This window comes from Arcanobacterium phocae, assembly GCF_018913465.1.
GTDB lineage: Bacteria > Actinomycetota > Actinomycetes > Actinomycetales > Actinomycetaceae > Arcanobacterium > Arcanobacterium phocae_A.
This window is the reverse complement of record NZ_JABAPM010000002.1, coordinates 125,766-144,796: the sequence shown is the minus strand read 5'-3', so window position 1 is coordinate 144,796 and position 19,031 is coordinate 125,766. Positions and strand designations below refer to the sequence as shown.

The window sequence follows — 19,031 nt, the reverse complement described above, 5'->3', positions numbered from 1 at the left end:
GACTAGATGCCATGGCTGGAAAAGATTTTGCGCACCTACACGTTCACACTGATTATTCGCTGCTTGATGGTGCAGCAAAAATCAATAAACTGGTAGCTGAAGTTGCGCGGTTAGAACAGCCGGCTGTGGCTATTACCGATCACGGCTATTTGTTTGGCGCTTACGAAATGTACAAAGCGGCTACGGCAGCTGGTATTAAGCCGATTATTGGTTTGGAAGCATACATGACGCCGGGAACGTCACGTTTTGATCAGTCCCGTCAGCTGTGGGGCACGCCGGCACAACGCTCAGATGATGTCTCTGCTCGTGGTGCCTATACCCATATGACTCTGCTTTCCGAGAACAATACCGGAATGCATAACTTGTTTCGGATGAATTCCTTAGCATCGTTGGAAGGCCAGATGGGGAAATGGCCGCGCATGGATCGTGAGCTTCTGGAAACGTATCATGATGGCCTGATAGGTACGGCTGGATGCCCTTCTGGAGAGATTCAGACGCGATTACGGCTGGGGCAGTGGGATGAAGCTCTCAAGGCTGCAGGGGAGCTCCAAGACATTTTTGGCAAAGACCATTTCTTTGTCGAAGTCATGGATCACGGCTTGGAAATCGAACGTCGGGTGCAAAACGATCTGTTAAAGATTGCTCGGATGATTGGCGCTCCACTTATCGCAACGAATGATTCGCATTATGTTAAGCGCGAAGATCGAGACATTCAGGACGCGATGCTCTGTATTAATTCTGGCTCAACCTTGATGGATCCTGATCGCTTCAAATTTGATGGCGACGGCTATTACATTAAGTCTTCCGAAGAAATGTGGCGTCAGTTCGAGGACTTGCCCGAAGCTGTTGAAAATACTTTGCTTGTTGCTGAGCGTTGTAATGTATCTTTCCAGACTACTGCCGATGGCATTAGCTATATGCCTGCTTTCCCTGTCCCGGCGGGCGAGGATGAGACGTCGTGGTTTATTAACCAAGTTGAAGCTGGCCTATTAAAGCGTTACAACGGATCAGTTCCTGCACACGTGCGAGAGCGAGCTGATTACGAGGTTGGCGTCATCACTTCGATGGGATTTCCGGGATACTTCCTGGTTGTTTCCGACTACATCAAGTGGGCTAAAGAACACGGCATTCGAGTTGGACCGGGCCGAGGCTCTGGAGCTGGCTCGATGGTCGCTTATGCGTTGGAAATTACGCAGCTTGATCCGATCAAACACGATCTTCTCTTCGAACGATTCTTGAACCCGGAACGTGTTTCTCTTCCGGATATCGACGTCGACTTCGACGATCGTCGTCGTGATGAAGTCATCCGGTACGTGGAAGAAAAATATGGTGCGGACAAAGTCGCCCAGGTGGTCACGTACGGCACTATTAAAACGAAGCAAGCGTTGAAGGACGCAGCGCGGGTTTTAGGCATGCCCTTCCAGATGGGAGACCAACTTACTAAGGCGCTGCCACCGGACGTCCAAGGAAAGTCGATTGCGGTCAAGGATATTTATAATCCGCAGGCGGCTAGGTATAACGAAGCCGGAGAGTTCCGTGAATTCGTGGATTCTAATGCGGAAGCCAAGCGAGTCTTTGATTTTGCATTGGGCTTAGAAGGTATGACGCGGCAAACGGGTGTGCATGCCTGTGCTGTGATTATGTCGTCGATAGCGCTAACGGACGTTATTCCTATCATGAAGCGATTGCAAGACGGTGCGATCATTACTCAGTTCGAGTACCCACAATGTGAGGAACTAGGACTGGTCAAGATGGACTTCTTGGGGCTATCGAACTTGACCGTGATCGAAGGAGCGCTCACCAATATCCGCAACAACGGTAAGGAAGCTCCGGATATTGATGCTATTCCACTCGATGATAAAGAAACCTATGATCTCCTTGCACGTGCTGAAACATTAGGTATCTTCCAGTTGGATTCTCCGGGCATGAGGCAATTGCTGAAACAGATGAAGCCAGACACCTTTGCCGATATTTCGGCTGTTTCGGCACTATATCGTCCAGGTCCAATGGGTGCTAATTCGCACACGAACTATGCGTTGCGTAAGAACGGACTACAAGAAAAGACACCGATCCATCCTGAACTTGCTGAAGCACTTGAGGACATTTTGGGTAAGACACATGGTCTGATTGTGTTCCAAGAACAGGTTATGCGTATTGCTCAGAAACTTGCGGGCTTTACGCTAGGCCAGGCAGATCTTTTGCGTAAGGCAATGGGTAAGAAGAAAGCCGATGTGCTGCAAAAGCAGTTTAAGAGTTTTGCTCAGGGTATGCGTGATAATGGGTACTCCGACAACGCGATCAACACCTTGTGGGATATTTTGGTGCCATTCGCGCAGTATGCGTTCAATAAATCGCATTCTGAAGCATACGCTTTAGTTACCTATCAAACTGCGTATCTTAAGGCTCATTATCCCAGTGAGTACATGGCGTCGTTGCTGACATCTAACCAGAACAATAAAACAAAGGTTGCAACTTATCTGGCAGATACTCGGCGCATGGGGATTCGGGTGAATGTGCCAGATGTCAATAAATCGATGGACGTGTATTCTGCAGTCGGCAACGAAGTCCGAGTGGGGCTTAGTTCAGTGCGCAACGTCGGAAAACTCGTCGTCGAAGGAATTATTTCTGCACGCCAAGAAAAGGGAGAGTACACGTCATTCCAGGATTTCCTTGATAAAGTTCCGGCTGCTGTACTCAACAAGCGTGCTATTGAATGTTTGATTAAAGCAGGAGCTTTCGACTCGCTGGGCTACTCCCGCAGGGCTTTGGTGGCAATTTATGAAGAAGCTATCGAGGCAGTGCTACCAGTGAAACGGAACGAAGCTGGCGGACAGTTTGATCTGTTTGGCGGTCTGGGCGAAGATAACCCAATCGCACAATCATTTAGCGTAGAGATTCCGGATCTGCCTGAATGGGATAAGAAAGAAAAACTCAATATCGAGCGGGACATGCTTGGTCTTTACGTTTCTGATCACCCGCTTTCCGGCTTAGAAGCATTCCTTGATCGGGTCGCTGATCATACTATTTTGGGAATCCAGAATGAGGAGAATCCGGTCGATGGCCAGACAGTGACTGTCGCTGGCCTGATCACGTCGGTACAGACTCGGATCTCGCAAAAGAACGGCAAGACGTGGGCTACCGCAACCATCGAAGATTTCACGGGATCTATCGAGGTGAACTTCTTCCCGGCAACGTATTCGTCAGTATCGCAATTCCTGATGCCGGACACCGTTGTTACGGTTAAAGCACGTATGTCTGTTCGCGACAGCGGCATTCAGCTGAATGCAATGGATATGAAAGTTCCACAGCTTGCTGGGATAGCTGAGGACACTCCACTAGATATTCAAATTCCAGAGCGCATGCTTACTCAGGAGTTAATGAGCAAGTTGGCCGATCTCCTCAAACAGTATCCAGGCAAGGCCCCGATTCGAGTTCATGTGCGCCAGCTAGGCAAAACTACTGTTGTCCAGCTACATGATAGTTTCAAAGTAAATGCTAATCCAGCACTGCTTTCTAACCTGCGAGTGTTGCTGGGTAAGAACGCATTAGTAACTGAATAAAACAGAAGCGGAGTTGATTCGATGAGAAAATCAACTCCGCTTAACTGCCACTATTTTTAGGCTCCGCGGACTACCGCACGCAGTCGAGGCCCACCTGGAAACGATACTTCGACAAGGTCACCATCGTTTAATTTTGCTGCACGATGGGTATTAACAGCTCCATTTACCCGGACGAAACCTTCTTGAATAACTTCGCGGGCTTGTCCGCCGGTTTCGGTTAAACCTGAAAGCTTAACAAATTGGCCCAGCTGAATGGGGAGCCGGACGGTGAATTCTTCAGTCATTTTTACTCCGTTTGTTTGGAAGGTTCGAGCTGATCTTCGGCAAGAGCATCAGCCAAGTTGCCTAGAGAACTGGGGGTGCTATCGTTGTCAGCGGCTGTTTCGTCAATCATGTCATCACCCGCACGTTTGCGTCGGATAATGAAGACGCCGTACATACCCAGAATAGCAACGACGACGATGACTCCCCATGGTGACCCTGCTGCTGATGCCATGGCTGCTTTCCATACTGTCCAGCCAATTGTTGCATAAATAGTAGCCCATGCAGCCCCGCCAGGGATCATAGCTGCGGTGTATAACATCCACGGCATTCGCAAAATACCAGCTGACATATTAGCGATTGTTTGAAAGCCTACGGTTAGAAAAGAAACTGTAACAACAGGCCATCCGCGTCGTTGGACAGTATCGATTCCGCGGACAATGCGTTCTGACGTTAACCAGGCTTCGAAACGTTTAGTTAGCATCGTTTTGTGTTCGTGACCCACGATACGGTCATAAACTATATGTGCGATGTAACGACCTAACCAGTATGTTCCTTGAGCTCGGAAGAAAATAACAACACACAGAAATGAAAATACGATGAGGAGTGGTCCGTGTGAGAGGAAATAAGAAATGTCAGCGATAAGATTCGTCATTTAGCTATTTTCTTTTCTAGAGCACCGGTCACACAACCCGAAAATTTCGAATGAGTGGGATAGACGGGTAAAACCGTGTTCGGCAGCAATACCTTCAGCCCAGCTCTCAATTCCTGCTCCAGAAATCTCAACTGTTTTTCCGCACGATCGACATACCATGTGATGATGGTGAACTGATTCAGCACAGTAACGGAATAGTTGGGTCTCAGAGTTTTCTAAGCGCAACACATCGACAGAACCATTGGCCGCTAACGCTTGTAAATTACGGTATACAGTGGCTAAGCCGATGGCTTCACCAGACTTTTCTAAAGCATCATGGACTTCTTGTGCTGACAGAAAATTCTTTTCGCTACGTAAAAGTTCCCAAATAGCTTGACGTTGTTTCGTCATGCGTTGCATTGTTTCCCCTTTAACTGCCAGGCACACGCTTTGTAGTTATGTGTAAAAGACTGATTATCGTGCCGTTTTCCACCTTAACACAACCAGTATAGCTGGACGGAAGGCAGCTACAAGGACGTAGAGGCTGACAGCGTATAAAACGATAGTTGCGCCGGGGGACCACGGGTAAAAGTACGTTGTTATGAGTCCGGTGATAGCGACTATCACTCCAATGCCCATGGCCAGATTCATTGTTGACCGAAATGAACGCATGACTATCTGCGAGATCGCTACCGGGATAATCATGAGTGCAGATACTAAAAGAGCTCCTACCACTCGCATTGCAACGGACACTGTTAAGGCGGCGGTTACCGCAATAACCGCCGATAAGAAAACGGTTGGAAGACCGGAAGCACGGGCGTGCTCTTCGTCGTGGCATAATACAAATAAAGCTGGTCTTAAGCCCAAACCGATTGCCAAAATGACAATGCATAAAAGTACCGTAAGTGCTACGTCCAGCTCGGTTACTGTAGAAATTGAGCCAAACAAATAGGACGTGAGAGTCGATGTTGTGCCACCGGCAATCCCGATCAGAATAACGCCACCAGCAATGCCACCATAGAAAACTAGAGCTAGGGCAACATCTGCTGAGGAACGTCCGCGGTTACGCATCCACTCGATCAGCAGTGCTCCAAGAACTGATGCAACTATTGCGCCAGGAACAGCCCAAGCATCACGGTTGGCAGCGTTGGCAGCATTGGCGGCAAGCCATCCCATCGCGACTCCAGTTAGAGCAATATGACCAATCCCGTCTCCCAGCAGGGTCAGTTGTCGCTGAACCAGATATGTTCCGACGACGGGGGCAGACAGTCCAACAAGAACCGCCACTATCAAAGCGCGAACCATCAGCGGGGAGGCTAAGAACTCAAGCATGAATATCTCCGTAGCGTATAGATGGAGAGGTGGTTTCAGAGGGAAGCGGAACTATAGAAGAGCGATCGAATCGGCCGTTGTCAACGACATAGGTTTGGTCGATAATGGAGTCGAGGCTGTAAAGATCGTGAAGAACCATCACAATAGTTTTTCCTTGATTCCGTAGCATGGTCAGCGCTTCAATGATATGTTCGCGCGATTGGGGATCAATTCCGGCGAACGGTTCGTCTAATATGAGTAGATCAGGATTACGAACAAGCGCTCGTGCAATCAGAACACGCTGTTGCTGTCCGCCTGAAAAAGTTTGAACTGATTCATGTGCTCGGGCTGCTAGACCAACTGTAGCTAGAGCTGATAGTGCTTGAGCCTTGCTGTCTTTTGGTAGTTTGAAATGCCAGCCGTATATGAGTCCTGACATAACCGTTTCGAGTGCGGTAGCAGGGACCTTCGATGATTGGCTTACGCGTTGCGGAGCATATCCAATCCGTTGCCAGGGTGCCTTTCTTCCTAGCGCATGGCCGAACAGGCAAACAGTCCCTTCGTGCGGAATTATTCCAACAAGCGCGCGTATAAGAGTGGACTTTCCCGAGCCGTTAGCGCCTAGTATCGCAACCGTAGAGCCAGCATCAATGTCCATATCAATGCCGTGAAGAATTTTCGTTCCATCTAAAGTCACGTGTAAATTACGGACGCTAACGGCCGGGGAAGTTGTCATGTTACTTGGCGCACCTCATTGAGTCAGAAAGAGCAGTCAGATTATGTTCCATCATATCGATATAGTCGGCAGATTCGTCACCAGCTGTTGCAGCCACGTTCAAGACGGCAAATTGTGCGCCGGTTTCTTGTGCGACTGTTTGCGCAACTTTTGCCTCACCATTAGTCGGAGTGAAAATCGTGTTGATATGCTCTTCGTCAACAAGCTTCTTTACTTCGGCAATGCGTGCTGGTGATGGCTCAAACTCAGGATCAATTCCAGCAACGCCGATCTGCTTTAAGCCGTATTCGTGTGCCAGGTATCCAAAAGCTGCATGGGTGACAACGAAAGACTTTGTTTCACAAGTTCCGGCAAAAGCTTGTTCAAACTTCTTATCGAGATCTAACAAGCGCTGTGCTACTTTGTCGGCATTCTCCTCATAGTCGGCGGCGTGCTTGGGATCCTTTTCGCTGAGCTGTTTGGCGATGGCGTGAGCTGCTTGAGCCATGCGTGCTGGGTCAGTCCAGAAATGAGGGTCGTAGATACCGTGGTCGTGATGTGCGTGTTCGTCGTCGTGGTCAGCATGTTCGCCGTCGTGGTCGTCATGCTCGGCGTGGTCGTCATGCTCGGCGTGCTCATCATGGTCGGCGTGCTCGTCGTGGTCGGCGTGCTCGTCGTGGTCGTCATGCTCGTCGTGGTCGGCATGTTCGCCGTCGTGGTCGTGATGTGCGTGTTCATCATGCTCGTCATGATCAGCGTGCTCATGCTCGCCGCCAGTTTCTTCGTTCTTTAGAAGCTCCACCGAATCGCCGATATTAATAGCATTCACTTTAGCTGCGGCTACTGCATCATCAATTGCTGGTGAGAGTTTAGCTAGGTAGAAAACTACATCGGATTTCTGCATATCCGAAATCTCTTTTGGCGATAATTCGACGCCATGAGCATCGGCGCCAGGTGGAGTTAGATCCGTTACGGCGACGTGGTCTTGTCCTACTTCATTGACAAGATAAGTCAGCGGATAAAAGCTAGTAGTAACAGATACTTTGGTATCCGAAGCTGACTTATCAGGTGTTGCGTCTGAGCATCCAGCGAGCGCGAATGCAGAGGCACTCACAATTGCGGTGATTTTACTAAGGTACGATAGTCGTTTATTTTTCATAGTCATATCTCCATCAAACCCTAAATGAGAATGATTGTCATGTAAGGGTTGCCTGAATGCTTTTAGTGTGTCCGCTTTAACTAGAGTGACCATCCTTTATGTGGGATGTAGCGAGAGTTTGTACTCTGTCCCACGTAGAATAGAGAAACAAACTTATTACTGCATCATCCAGATGCAGACGTCTGAAAGGAGTAGCCGCATGGCCAAGAAGGCCCCATCGCGACTCGATAATGTTATTTCCCTAGCGAAACGTCGTGGATTCGTGTTCCCATCCGGCGATATTTACGGTGGCACACGTTCCGCGTGGGATTACGGCCCGCTAGGTGTCGAGCTGAAAGAAAACATCAAGCGTCAATGGTGGAAAACTAACGTTACCGGACGCGAAGATATGGTGGGTTTGGATTCTTCTATCATTCTGCCACGTGAGGTGTGGGTAGCCTCTGGTCACGTCGCTACATTCTCAGATCCGCTTATCGAGTGCCAGCATTGTCATAAGCGTCTTCGAGAAGATGATCTGATCGAACAGTACGCAGAAAAGAAGGGCATAGCTGAATCAGACGTATCGATGTCAGATATCGCGTGCCCGAACTGCGGCACTCGTGGTGAATGGACTGAATCCAAGCCGTTCTCAGGACTTCTCAAAACATTCTTGGGTCCGGTGGATAACGAAGAAGGTCTACACTACCTACGTCCAGAAACAGCACAGGGTATCTTTGTTAACTTCTTGAATGTTGTTACCGCTTCTCGTAAGAAGCCGCCATTTGGTATTGGCCAAGTAGGTAAGTCATTCCGTAACGAAATCACTCCGGGTAACTTTATCTTCCGTACCCGCGAATTTGAGCAGATGGAAATTGAATTCTTCGTCAAACCAGGTGAAGATGAGGAATGGCATCAATCATGGATCGATGCCCGTTTAGCTTGGTATGAGGATCTGGGTATTTCTCGTGAAAACCTGCGCCTGTACGAGCATCCAAAGGAAAAGCTCTCCCATTACTCCAAGCGCACCGTTGACATCGAATACCGATTCGGATTCCAAGGCTCAGACTGGGGCGAACTTGAGGGTATCGCGAATCGTACTGATTTTGATCTTTCTTCGCACAGCGAGGCCTCTGGTAAGAAGCTTGAATACTTCGATCAAGCTTCAGGTGAGCGCTACACGCCATACGTTGTTGAACCTTCAGCGGGATTGACCCGTTCATTGATGGCATTCTTGACCGAAGCTTATACTGAGGATGAAGCTCCAAACACCAAGGGTGGAGTAGACAAGCGTATCGTTTTGAAACTCGATCCACGGTTAGCGCCAGTCAAGGTTGCTGTTTTGCCATTGTCGCGTTCCGCTGATCTATCACCTATGGCACGAGAGCTTGCGGCTAGCCTGCGTAAGCACTGGAATGTTGATTTTGATGATGCTGGAGCGGTTGGTCGCCGCTACCGTCGCCAAGATGAAATCGGTACGCCATTCTGTATCACCGTCGATTTTGATTCACTAGAGGATCAGGCTGTTACGATTCGAGATCGTGACACGATGGAACAAATCCGTATTCCAATTGATGAAGTTGAAGCCTATCTGGCAGGTAAACTCATTGGTTGCTAACAAAGTTGCACCGACTGGCGGGGAGAATATCCCCGCCAGTCATTCCCACACCCATTCCCACTCGGCGCCATTGGCACTGTCACCAGCAGATCGGCGCCGAGTTAGCGTCGCATTGGCATGCGTCGTCGTCCCGTTAGCTCTGCTAACCATTATCGGACTAATCCTCATGTGGCCGTCTGGACAAACACCAGTAGGATCGCGTCCAGAATTTAATGTTGGTTCGCAACAAGCAATTGGAGAAATTAGTGCCATCGGAGAAACCGATGCGAGCATGCAAACTCCAGTGAAAATGCTCGTTGATGGAACTGAAGTCGGTATCCATGTTCCATATGAGTACGTTAAAAATGGCCTTGATGTAGGAGATCGCGTTAAAGCAATTTTTTCTCCTGATCTTGTAGGTACTGATGCTCCATATATTTTCGTTGATTTCGTGCGTTCAGTTCCGTTATGGGTTCTGATTGCGCTATATGTTGGAGTTGTTGTTTTAGTTGCTCGACTCAAAGGTGCTGCTGCGCTAGCAGGATTGGGTGTTTCCTTAGCAGTCGTCGGGTTCTTTATGTTGCCAGCACTGATGGCTGGCGAATCGCCATTACTGGTAGTGCTGATTGGTGCTGCCGCCATGATGTTTACCTCTATCTATCTGGCACACGGCATCTCAATCCGTACTACCACTGCCGTGTTAGGCACTCTTGGCGGGCTGATTATTACTGGGCTTGTTGCATGGTTAGCAATTGGTAGCGCTAACCTTACTGGTGTCTCAAGTGAAGATTCGATCGCAATCTTCAGCCAGTTAGGAACGTTGCGCATGAACCAGATCCTCTTGTGCGGAATGATTCTGGCAGGCTTAGGCGCGTTAAACGACGTGACTATTACTCAGGTGTCCACGGTTTGGGAGCTACATGCTGCAAACCCGACAGCTATGCGCCGGAGAATCTTCGGGCAAGCTATGGTAATCGGACGAGATCATATCGCCTCAACGGTGTATACACTTGCTTTCGCCTATGTTGGCTCCGCGCTCCCATTACTTATGAGTGCTGCGCTAGTTGATCGTGGATTTGTCGACTTCTTGATGATAGGTCAAGTAGCGGAAGAAATAGTCCGCACCCTAGTTGCCTCAATCGGTTTGGTTCTAGCTATCCCTATGACGACGGCGATTGCCTGTCTCTTTGCCCCAGTAGCCCCATCTCATTCAAGGAATAGTAGTATTTCATGAGCGTTCGCATTGGCGATGTTTTGTTAGATTCTCCGGTGATCCTTGCGCCAATGGCAGGGGTTACTAACCCGCCTTTCCGCCAGCTATGCCGTGAGTTCGGTGAGGCCGGTGCGCGCGCTGCTGGGGTTGAGATCCCAAAGGTCGATCATCGCGGGGGAAACCGCAGTTATGCTGGATTGTATGTTTGCGAGATGGTCACTTCTCGTGCTCTGATAGAGCGTAATCCGGAAACAATGACGATGATCAAGCCAGATCCGGCAGACCCGGTACGTTCCATACAACTATACGGTGTTGAACCAACAACTATAGCCCGCGCTGTTGACATATTAGTGCGAGAAAATCGAGCCGATCATATTGATCTGAACTTCGGTTGCCCAGTTCCAAAAGTAACTCGTAAGGGTGGTGGGTCTGCATTACCGTGGAAGCATTCACTGTTTTCCCAGATAGTGACTGGTGCAGTCGAAGCTGCCCGCCGAGCGTCCCTAGAGTCTGGACGAGACTTCGTCGTTCCAGTTACTGCCAAGTGCCGTATTGGTATCGATGAAGATCATATGACGTTCAAGGATGTAGCTAGAATGAGTGAGGATGCTGGAATCTCTGGACTCACTTTACATGCGCGTACTACAGAACAGCACTATTCTGGCCGTGCCCGTTGGGAATTTATTGGCGAGTTGAAGCAAATGACCTCCCTACCAGTCTTTGGTAACGGTGACGTATTCGAGGTGGGCGATGCTCGCGCGATGCTCGCGCAAACAGGGGCAGATGGGATTAGCGTGGGCCGTGGATGCCAAGGAAGACCATGGTTATTTTTCGATCTCGTGGCGGCCTCGTACGGTTCTACGCAGCGTTATCGGCCAGCTTTGCGAGAAGTCGCGGATATCATTGTTCGTCACGGTGAGCTGTCAGTTGCACATTTCGCGGACGAACACCGTGCAATGCGAGAACTCCGCAAGCATGTTGGCTGGTACTTGCGCGGGTTTGCAGTAGGGGGTCAGATGCGTCATCAACTGGGGTTGATCGAATCAGTTGGGCAGCTACGTGAGCTTCTCAATACGCTTGACCTTGACCAGCCTTTCCCGGAAGCCGCAGAAGGTCCACGCGGTAGAGCTGGTGGAGCAAAACGTCCGCATCTGCCTGAGTTCTGGTTGGACTCCCACGATTTGTCACCGGTGCAACAAGTGAAAATTCATGAGGCGGAAGTCAACGTTTCTGGAGGCTGAAGCGCTATTCTACTTTGAGCCAAGCAACGTCTCCTGACGGTAACAGAAGATTCTCGTCATCGGCACGAGGTAACTCAATTTGCGAAGTCGTTAAAACTCGGCCATCATTCGCAATCAGATCTGGTTGCCCAGAAAAATTAGCGCGTATCTCAATTTTTCCGGCATACAAGATGACGATGCCTTCTGCTAGCCGTGAACGATCAAGGACTAGGTTGGCCGTGGCCATCTGGTAGGTTTGGCGGATGCGCAAAATATGCCTAATCGACGGCGGGATATGACTGGCTTCGTCGTCGATATGGACGAGACCCGGTAACGCTAGCGCTAAAGTCATGACGCCAGCAGGCGATAACTCACCCGATGCTGCATGGACCGATCCGGCGCTCAAATCCCACGCAGGTAGCGTTCCTGCAGAGTCGAAGAGCCGGTATAACTGAATTATTTCAGAACTAAAACTAGCGCTGGTTATCGGCAAATTGAGCGGCCGACTACGTACAATATGGACGTAGGCATCGTGGACTTGGTTTGAGAATTCATCGAACTGGTCTAGGGTATCTCCCCATAGTCCTAATGACAGAACCGATTCGGGGTGAGCCAGGGAAACCTGGGCTTGGAGTTCTCCGAGCGTCATGCCACCAATACGGCTACTAAGCTCGGTTAAATGATGAAAACCAAGTTCTATGCCCCAACCGCCGTGATTTAGCCACTGTTGAAGTGTGCTCGGCGGAGTACTAAGCGAACTAATATCAGGAAGCAATCGGATTGAGCGTTTCTCGGCCTTCGACATAATGAGGTCGAGCTCTAGATCTGAGCATCCGGCCGGGATTGTTAGGGTGTTTGCTCCTAGACGAGCAATCCGTGAAATCAGATTAATAGCGTCATTGGTAGTAGAGACTTCATGCTCTGAAGCGTGATACCAGACGGAATGCCTGTCCCACGAGTGAATTGTACCGTTGTCTCGATAGACCACTGCAGCAATATCTTTGCGATGCGTGGTGGGAGTCTCACCTGCGTCTATTTCTGTGTTCCCCATAGTCTTTTTGTTGTCCTGAAAGGTAGGGTAGTTGTGTGATTCAAGCCTACACTGCATTAGACAAAGAACGCTGGGTGAACGAAGGTATTAAAAGTTCCGCCCGGACAGATTTTGAACGCGACCGGGCACGTGTCCTACATTCCGCCGCGCTACGGCGTCTGGGTGCAAAAACTCAAGTGATGGGGCCAGAATCTGACGATTTTATTCGTACCCGCCTTACGCATTCGCTTGAAGTAGCACAAGTAGGCCGTTCCTTGGCTAAGAATCTCGGTGCTGACGAAGACGTGGTAGAGACCGCTTGCTTGTGTCACGATTTGGGTCATCCGCCGTACGGGCACAACGGCGAGAACGCACTTGATGAGATTGCTCAATCGTTTGGCGGATTCGAAGGCAACGCTCAGACTTTGCGGATTCTAACTAGGCTTGAGCCAAAACGTTTCCATAGTGATGGGCGTTCGGCGGGTTTGAACCTTACCCGGGCCACGGTTGACGCAACAGTGAAATATCCCTGGACACGTTTCGCTGGGCCGCGTGGGAATTCTTCGCCTAAATTTGGTTCCTATGACGACGACGTCGCTGCTTTTTCTTGGGCTCACGAAAATCACGGCGAGAGCCGTTCCGCGGAAGCCCAAATGATGGATCTTGCTGACGATATCGGTTATTCGGTCCATGACGTTGAGGATGGCGTTTTTTCTGGCTATATTCATCCTGCGCTTTTGGCACCCAACAATGAGGCTGAGATTCGCGCCGTCGTTGAATCAACGCTCGCATGGTACAAACCGAAGTGTACTGAAGACGAGCTTGGTGCCGCTGGAGAACGCGTGCTAGCAATGAACGCTTGGCCTCGAGAATACCGTGGCTCTCAGCGGGATATGGCTGGATTAAAAGACTACACGTCTGATCTGATTGGGCGTTTTATCTCGTCAGTCACTGATGCGACGAAAGAGCAGTGTCCTGATCCGCTCGTCCGATACTGTGGAAATGTCATTGTGCCACGTGAGACTGAACTAGAAATAATGTTTGTCAAAGGCATCGCAGTGCACTATGTGATGGCACCACGCGAGCTTGAGGCACCATATTTCGAGCAACGTACTATTTTATTCGATCTTATGGATGCGCTAGTTGAAGATCCAGTAGAGCGTATGGAGCCAATGTTTGTGGAATGGTGGCGTCAGGCCGCGGACGAAAATGCACGGCTGCGAGTCATCGTAGACCAAATCGCTTCGCTGACCGATCAGTCTGCACGGCAATGGCATTCACGATATTGCGGCATGCTTCGAAACTAATTGCGTTTCACCTTGCTGTGAGAAGAATCAAAATGTATTCTTTGAACAGCTGGCTGATCAGTGGATACGAGGGTGTATCGCTATAGCCAGATTTGTCAATGGAGACACAGAGAAGGTTCGAAATGAAGAATGTGAAAAAAGCTGTTGCTTTGTCTGTCGGTGTACTTTTGTCGCTGTCCGCCTGCGCTGGTGGCTCAGCGGATTCTGGTAGTTCATCGAATGGCGCTAATAACCAAAAGCCGCTGGTTTGGTTTAACCGGCAGCCATCTAATTCCTCAACAGGCGATCTCGACAAAGATGCTCTTAACTTTAATGAGAACACATATTATGTTGGCTTCGATGCGTCCCAAGGAGCAGAACTTCAGGGCCAAATGGTTGCTGAATATATTGAAAAGCATAAGGACACTATTGACCGTAACGGTGATGGAAAGATCGGATACGTCCTGGCTATTGGCGACGTAGGCCATAATGATTCGATTGCTCGTACCCGTGGTGTCCGTAAGGCACTCGATACCGCAGTTGAAGAAGGCGGAAACATTCTGTCAGATCCTACTGAGACCAATGCCAATGCGGTGAAAGAAGGATCTCTTGGTAGCTTTAAGGTTGTTGAGCTAGCTTCTAAGGAAATGAAGACTGGTGCAGGCGCTACCTGGGATGCAGGAACCGCAGGCGATACGATTACTGCATGGAGCGGTAAGTTCGGCGATGATATTGATCTTGTTATTTCTAACAACGACGGCATGGGCATGGCCATGTTTAACAAGTGGTCCAAGGCTCAGAAAGTCCCGACATTCGGTTACGATGCAAATTCTGACGCAGTCGCCGCCATTGCTGACGGATACGGTGGAACAATTTCGCAGCATGCTGATGTTCAGGCGTACCTTACGTTGCGTGTCCTACGCAACGCTCTTGACGGTAAAGATGTTATGGAAGGCATCGCCAAAGCTGATGAGGCCGGAAACGTTCTCTCTGACGCTGACTACAAGTATGTTGAGGACGAGCGTTCGTTCTATGCCTTGAACGTTGCAGTCACGGCTGATAACTACAAGGATTTCCTCGATTCGACGGTTACCTACGAACCTGTCAGCAAGCAAGTTAATGGCGAAACGAAGAAAGTGTGGCTCGATATCTACAATTCCGCAGATAACTTCCTCGGATCGACCTACCAGCCATTGCTTCAGAAGTACGACAAACTCCTTAACCTCGATGTGGAATACATCGGTGGTGACGGTCAGACCGAATCGAATATTACCAACCGACTTGGTAACCCAGGCGCATATGACGCATTCGCTATCAACATGGTGAAGACAGACAACGCTGTTTCATACACGTCGCTGCTTAACCAGTAGTTTTTAGCACGCCGTAGACGTAGCTACAAGTCGATGGGATGGGGCGATTGAGGGTGAGCCTCAATCGCCCCATTTCAGAAAGAAATTATGTCATGACAGACAACAACCAAGATGTGGTGCTAACAATCCGCGGAATGTCAAAATCTTTTGGACGTAACAGAGTCCTTGACCATATTGATTTTGATGTTAAACGTGGATCGATCATAGGCCTTATGGGTGAAAATGGCGCCGGTAAATCGACAATGATGAAGTGCTTGTTTGGCACCTATCAAAAAGACGAAGGTGAGATTACTCTTGATGGTCACCCGGTTGCATTCTCTGGACCTAAAGAAGCCTTGGAAAATGGGATTGCGATGGTTCATCAAGAGCTCAACCAGGCATTGGAGCGTTCCGTCGTCGATAATCTGTTTTTAGGGCGGTATCCAAAAACAGCTCTAGGTACTATCGACGAAAAGCGTATGCGAACCGAGGCTTCGGATCTATTCCGACAACTTGGAATGACCGTGAATTTGACGCAACCGATGCGGAAAATGTCCGTTTCGCAACGGCAAATGTGTGAAATTGCGAAAGCGATTTCCTATCATTCCCAAGTTATCGTTTTAGACGAGCCAACATCATCTCTCACCGAGCCGGAAGTTCGGAAACTATTCGAGATGATGCGCAAGCTACGCGATAACGGGATATCTCTCGTTTATATTTCACACAAAATGGATGAGATTTTTGAGATCTGTGACCAAGTCTCAGTCCTGCGCGATGGAAAGTTGGTGATGACGAAAGATACGTCAGATACCAACATGAACGAACTCATCACTGCAATGGTAGGTCGATCGCTGGAAAACCGTTATCCTGATGTTGATAATGATCCTGGCCAGCCAATTTTGCAAATTAGCCATCTATCAACAAAGTTCGCACCTTATATCAAAGACATCTCGTTTGAAGTCAAAGAAGGCGAGATATTTGGACTTTATGGTCTGGTAGGAGCTGGTCGTACTGAACTATTGGAAACAATTTTTGGTATCCGAACTCGAGCTACCGGGCGTGTCTACTATCGCGATAAATTGATGAATTTCAATAAACCGCGTGAAGCAATCGACTCTGGATTTGCGCTGATTACGGAAGAACGAAAGGCTGATGGTTTATTCCTCAAGGGAGATCTCACGTTCAACACAACTATCGCAAACCTACCGTCGTACAAGAAGAGAGTCGCTCTCTCGGATCGCAAAATGCAGGCTGCAACTGTCGGCGAAATCCGCACGATGCATACGAAAACCACTGGACCGGAGGAACTGATCTCGGCGCTTTCTGGCGGCAACCAGCAGAAAGTAATTTTCGGTCGGTGGCTAGAACGTGAACCCAAAGTGTTTATGATGGACGAACCAACTCGTGGTATCGACGTCGGCGCTAAGTATGAGATCTATGAACTTATTATCGAGATGGCAAAACGTGGCAAGACAGTCCTTCTGGTCAGCTCCGAGATGCCTGAAATCCTCGGAATCACTAACCGTATCGGAGTTATGTCTGCCGGACGTCTAGCTGGCATTGTCAATACCCAAGAAACCAACCAAGAAGAACTACTCAGACTTAGCGCAAAGTATCTATAAGAAAGGAAATGCCATGAGTGTCCTAACTTATGAAAAAGAAGAACAACTCCTCGCGCCTATCAAAGAATATGTTGGAAATATTCAAGCTGAAATAGATGTTTTGCGTGAAGATGGAACAACAAAGGTAACTCGATTACAACATCAGCTTCGTAACATGAAAGCTGATCGCACGCTTTCAAAGGAAGAACGTGCTGAACTTCGCCGTCGTGATGAGAAAGAACTCGCTGAGGCGCGACGTGTTCAAACCGCTAACCGACCTCGTATTAACAAGTTGGTAGCTCGTGCTGAAAAATATATCGACGATAACTTCGATAAAACCTATCTCAGCAAGGTTGAATCTAGTGTAGAAGAAGAAAAGCGCCAGGCGAAAGAAGAATATGAGCGTCAGCTCCGTGCTGTTAAAAAAGAGCATGAAGACGCGATTGCTGAACTGCATAAAAAGGGTGGCAATGATCTTAAGCAGGAGCTGAAAGACGAAGATGTTGTCTACAAAAACAAGCAGTACGATGCAAAAATCTCGTTACAGCATCGGATGCAAGCGGCGAAAGATCGTCGGCATGCGGCAGTAGCAGAGAAATATCATATGATCGATCTGCTTCGAAACTCCGACTTTACGTTCAAGCAGACTTTTGCCCAGAAGATTGAAAATTATCGGTATTCGTTTAACCGTCGTCAGTTCTTGCTGAAAAACGGCTTGTATATCGTTATCGTTTTGATCTTCATTGCTATGGCGGTTCTGGCTCCGATTACTAAGGGCGTTGACCTCTTTACAACGCAGAATATTTTGAATATTTTGCAGCAGGCTTCACCGCGCATGTTCTTAGCGCTAGGTGTCGCGGGATTGATTCTGCTCACTGGCACTGATTTGTCGATCGGTCGAATGGTCGGCATGGGCATGGTGATTGCAACGGTCGTTATGCACAAGGGGCCCAATACTGGAAGCGTATTCGGACACGCTTTTGACTTCACTGGAATCCCAGTTGGAGGACGTGTGGTCTTGGCATTGATTGCGTGTATAATCGCCACGACCGCCTTCACGATGATTGCAGGATTTTTTACCGCACGATTTAAAATGCACCCATTCGTTTCCACAATGGCAAACATGCTCATCATCTTTGGACTTGTAACGTATGCGACCAAGGGCGTGAGCTTCGGAGCTATCGAATCCGAAATTCCGCGAATGATCGTGCCAAATATCTCTGGCTTCCCAACGATTATTCTCTGGGCAGTGGCCGCCACAATTGTTGTGTGGTTCATCTGGAACAAGACAACGTTTGGAAAGAATCTCTACGCTGTTGGTGGCAATCCAGAAGCTGCCGCGGTTTCCGGAATCTCCGTGTTTAAAGTGACTATGGGAGCTTTCATCCTTGCAGGTGTCCTCTACGGTTTCGGCTCTTGGTTGGAAGCTGCGCGAATGTTCGGTTCTGGATCCGCGGCATACGGCCAAGGCTGGGACATGGATGCAATCGCTGCTTGCGTGGTTGGTGGCGTGTCGTTCACCGGTGGTATCGGAAAGATCTCTGGTGTTGTGACCGGTGTGATGATCTTTACCGGTCTGACATATTCGTTAACAATCCTAGGCATCGACACGAACCTCCAGTTCGTCTTCGAAGGAATTATTATTCTTGCGGCAGTAACGTTGGATTCGTTGAAGTACGTTCAGAAGAAGTAACGACGACGATAAAAATGGCCCAAACGAGATTGTTTGGGCCATTTTTCTCTTTGCTCACCGATAGTGAATTGGGTATCCGGATCGTTTCCAACTGTCAAAACCACCATGAATAGAAGTGGCGTTGTATCCTTCTTGAACAAGTTTGTGAGCCACCGATAGAGAGATAGTGCCAGTGTTGCATACCAGTATTAGCCGATCATCTTTATCGATGCCGGCACCTGGACGTAATAATTTTGCTTGCGGGATATGAAAACTATTAAGTACATGACCTTTATTCCATTCGATAATGTCTCGAATGTCGATAATCCGAGCGCCATCTTGTTGCTCTTGAAATGCTTGTGCAGTAGTGAGCTGTGGGGAAGACCCAGCCGGATAGATAAAATCAAAAAATCCCATACGCCTAGTGTAATAGTGACGCGCTATTTA

General features: G+C 48.8%; 16 protein-coding genes. 8 read left to right on the top strand and 8 right to left on the bottom strand.

The window, feature by feature from the left end:
* The first annotated feature begins 11 nt into the window (after window positions 1–11).
* On the top strand, window positions 12–3,560 hold the full coding sequence (gene dnaE, locus KSO86_RS03235) for a DNA polymerase III subunit alpha (RefSeq protein ID WP_216378963.1): 3,549 nt from the start codon (window positions 12–14) through the stop codon (window positions 3,558–3,560).
* Between the two features lie 56 nt (window positions 3,561–3,616).
* On the opposite strand, the gene KSO86_RS03230 is transcribed toward dnaE, so the two are convergent.
* From KSO86_RS03230 to KSO86_RS03205, 6 genes are all read right to left on the bottom strand, one after another.
* A complete protein-coding gene (locus tag KSO86_RS03230; protein WP_216378964.1) occupies window positions 3,617–3,844 on the bottom strand; it encodes an RNA-binding S4 domain-containing protein in 228 nt (75 codons plus the stop codon).
* A 2-nt stretch (window positions 3,845–3,846) separates the two neighbouring features.
* Window positions 3,847–4,476 (bottom strand): DedA family protein, encoded by a 630-nt coding sequence (locus tag KSO86_RS03225; RefSeq protein ID WP_216378965.1) that lies wholly within the window; start codon window positions 4,474–4,476, stop codon window positions 3,847–3,849.
* On the bottom strand, window positions 4,477–4,866 hold the full coding sequence (locus tag KSO86_RS03220; RefSeq protein ID WP_366493474.1) for a Fur family transcriptional regulator: 390 nt from the start codon (window positions 4,864–4,866) through the stop codon (window positions 4,477–4,479).
* 63 nt (window positions 4,867–4,929) lie between these two features.
* Window positions 4,930–5,787 carry a metal ABC transporter permease gene (locus KSO86_RS03215; protein ID WP_216378967.1) on the bottom strand — a complete coding sequence of 286 codons (858 nt, stop codon included), beginning with the start codon at window positions 5,785–5,787 and terminating at the stop codon, window positions 4,930–4,932.
* Window positions 5,780–6,502, bottom strand: coding sequence for a metal ABC transporter ATP-binding protein (locus KSO86_RS03210; protein ID WP_216378968.1), 723 nt, complete (start codon window positions 6,500–6,502; stop codon window positions 5,780–5,782). Before KSO86_RS03210 ends, KSO86_RS03215 begins: the two co-directional genes overlap by 8 nt.
* Before the next feature lies 1 nt (window position 6,503).
* A complete protein-coding gene (locus KSO86_RS03205) occupies window positions 6,504–7,640 on the bottom strand; it encodes a metal ABC transporter substrate-binding protein (RefSeq protein WP_216378969.1) in 1,137 nt (378 codons plus the stop codon).
* 199 nt (window positions 7,641–7,839) lie between these two features.
* Here KSO86_RS03205 and KSO86_RS03200 point away from each other — a divergent pair, with 199 nt between their 5' ends.
* The 3 genes from KSO86_RS03200 to dusB are packed head-to-tail and all read left to right on the top strand — an operon-like array spanning window position 7,840 to window position 11,667.
* Window positions 7,840–9,234 carry a glycine--tRNA ligase gene (locus KSO86_RS03200; protein ID WP_091281880.1) on the top strand — a complete coding sequence of 465 codons (1,395 nt, stop codon included), beginning with the start codon at window positions 7,840–7,842 and terminating at the stop codon, window positions 9,232–9,234.
* Entirely contained in the window at window positions 9,224–10,447 is a 1,224-nt protein-coding gene (locus tag KSO86_RS03195) for a YibE/F family protein (protein WP_253281433.1), read from the top strand. The genes KSO86_RS03200 and KSO86_RS03195 overlap by 11 nt, the downstream gene beginning before the upstream one ends.
* Window positions 10,444–11,667: a tRNA dihydrouridine synthase DusB gene (dusB, locus tag KSO86_RS03190; RefSeq protein WP_216378971.1), complete on the top strand. Its 1,224-nt coding sequence runs from the start codon at window positions 10,444–10,446 to the stop codon at window positions 11,665–11,667. Before KSO86_RS03195 ends, dusB begins: the two co-directional genes overlap by 4 nt.
* A gap of 4 nt (window positions 11,668–11,671) precedes the next feature.
* On the opposite strand, the gene KSO86_RS03185 is transcribed toward dusB, so the two are convergent.
* Entirely contained in the window at window positions 11,672–12,697 is a 1,026-nt protein-coding gene (locus KSO86_RS03185; RefSeq protein ID WP_216378972.1) for a hypothetical protein, read from the bottom strand.
* Between the two features lie 35 nt (window positions 12,698–12,732).
* On the opposite strand from KSO86_RS03185, the gene KSO86_RS03180 reads away from it, so the two are divergent.
* From KSO86_RS03180 to KSO86_RS03165, 4 genes are all read left to right on the top strand, one after another.
* Window positions 12,733–13,983, top strand: coding sequence for a deoxyguanosinetriphosphate triphosphohydrolase (locus KSO86_RS03180; RefSeq protein WP_216378973.1), 1,251 nt, complete (start codon window positions 12,733–12,735; stop codon window positions 13,981–13,983).
* Between the two features lie 122 nt (window positions 13,984–14,105).
* The gene (locus KSO86_RS03175; RefSeq protein ID WP_216378974.1) at window positions 14,106–15,332 is read left to right on the top strand and encodes a substrate-binding domain-containing protein; all 1,227 of its coding nucleotides are present in this window, start codon (window positions 14,106–14,108) and stop codon (window positions 15,330–15,332) included.
* A 92-nt stretch (window positions 15,333–15,424) separates the two neighbouring features.
* Window positions 15,425–16,933: a sugar ABC transporter ATP-binding protein gene (locus tag KSO86_RS03170; protein WP_216378975.1), complete on the top strand. Its 1,509-nt coding sequence runs from the start codon at window positions 15,425–15,427 to the stop codon at window positions 16,931–16,933.
* Window positions 16,934–16,946: 13 nt separating this feature from the next.
* Window positions 16,947–18,605: an ABC transporter permease subunit gene (locus tag KSO86_RS03165; protein ID WP_216378976.1), complete on the top strand. Its 1,659-nt coding sequence runs from the start codon at window positions 16,947–16,949 to the stop codon at window positions 18,603–18,605.
* Window positions 18,606–18,659: 54 nt separating this feature from the next.
* Here the strand turns inward: KSO86_RS03165 and KSO86_RS03160 are convergent, their stop codons facing one another.
* Window positions 18,660–19,001, bottom strand: a complete 342-nt coding sequence (locus KSO86_RS03160) for a rhodanese-like domain-containing protein (protein ID WP_216378977.1) — start codon at window positions 18,999–19,001, stop codon at window positions 18,660–18,662.
* Between the last annotated feature and the right edge of the window lie 30 nt (window positions 19,002–19,031).

Excerpts from the sequence above, each read along its gene's own strand:
- KSO86_RS03165 (WP_216378976.1), top strand. The coding sequence starts at position 16,947 with ATGAGTGTCCTAACTTATGAAAAAGAAGAACAACTCCTCGCGCCTATC.
- KSO86_RS03220 (WP_366493474.1), bottom strand. The coding sequence starts at position 4,866 with ATGACGAAACAACGTCAAGCTATTTGGGAACTTTTACGTAGCGAAAAG.
- dnaE (WP_216378963.1), top strand. The coding sequence starts at position 12 with ATGGCTGGAAAAGATTTTGCGCACCTACACGTTCACACTGATTATTCG.
- KSO86_RS03230 (WP_216378964.1), bottom strand. The coding sequence starts at position 3,844 with ATGACTGAAGAATTCACCGTCCGGCTCCCCATTCAGCTGGGCCAATTT.
- KSO86_RS03170 (WP_216378975.1), top strand. The coding sequence starts at position 15,425 with ATGACAGACAACAACCAAGATGTGGTGCTAACAATCCGCGGAATGTCA.
- KSO86_RS03160 (WP_216378977.1), bottom strand. The coding sequence starts at position 19,001 with ATGGGATTTTTTGATTTTATCTATCCGGCTGGGTCTTCCCCACAGCTC.
- KSO86_RS03210 (WP_216378968.1), bottom strand. The coding sequence starts at position 6,502 with ATGACAACTTCCCCGGCCGTTAGCGTCCGTAATTTACACGTGACTTTA.
- KSO86_RS03200 (WP_091281880.1), top strand. The coding sequence starts at position 7,840 with ATGGCCAAGAAGGCCCCATCGCGACTCGATAATGTTATTTCCCTAGCG.
- KSO86_RS03215 (WP_216378967.1), bottom strand. The coding sequence starts at position 5,787 with ATGCTTGAGTTCTTAGCCTCCCCGCTGATGGTTCGCGCTTTGATAGTG.
- KSO86_RS03225 (WP_216378965.1), bottom strand. The coding sequence starts at position 4,476 with ATGACGAATCTTATCGCTGACATTTCTTATTTCCTCTCACACGGACCA.
- dusB (WP_216378971.1), top strand. The coding sequence starts at position 10,444 with ATGAGCGTTCGCATTGGCGATGTTTTGTTAGATTCTCCGGTGATCCTT.
- KSO86_RS03185 (WP_216378972.1), bottom strand. The coding sequence starts at position 12,697 with ATGGGGAACACAGAAATAGACGCAGGTGAGACTCCCACCACGCATCGC.
- KSO86_RS03175 (WP_216378974.1), top strand. The coding sequence starts at position 14,106 with ATGAAGAATGTGAAAAAAGCTGTTGCTTTGTCTGTCGGTGTACTTTTG.
- KSO86_RS03205 (WP_216378969.1), bottom strand. The coding sequence starts at position 7,640 with ATGAAAAATAAACGACTATCGTACCTTAGTAAAATCACCGCAATTGTG.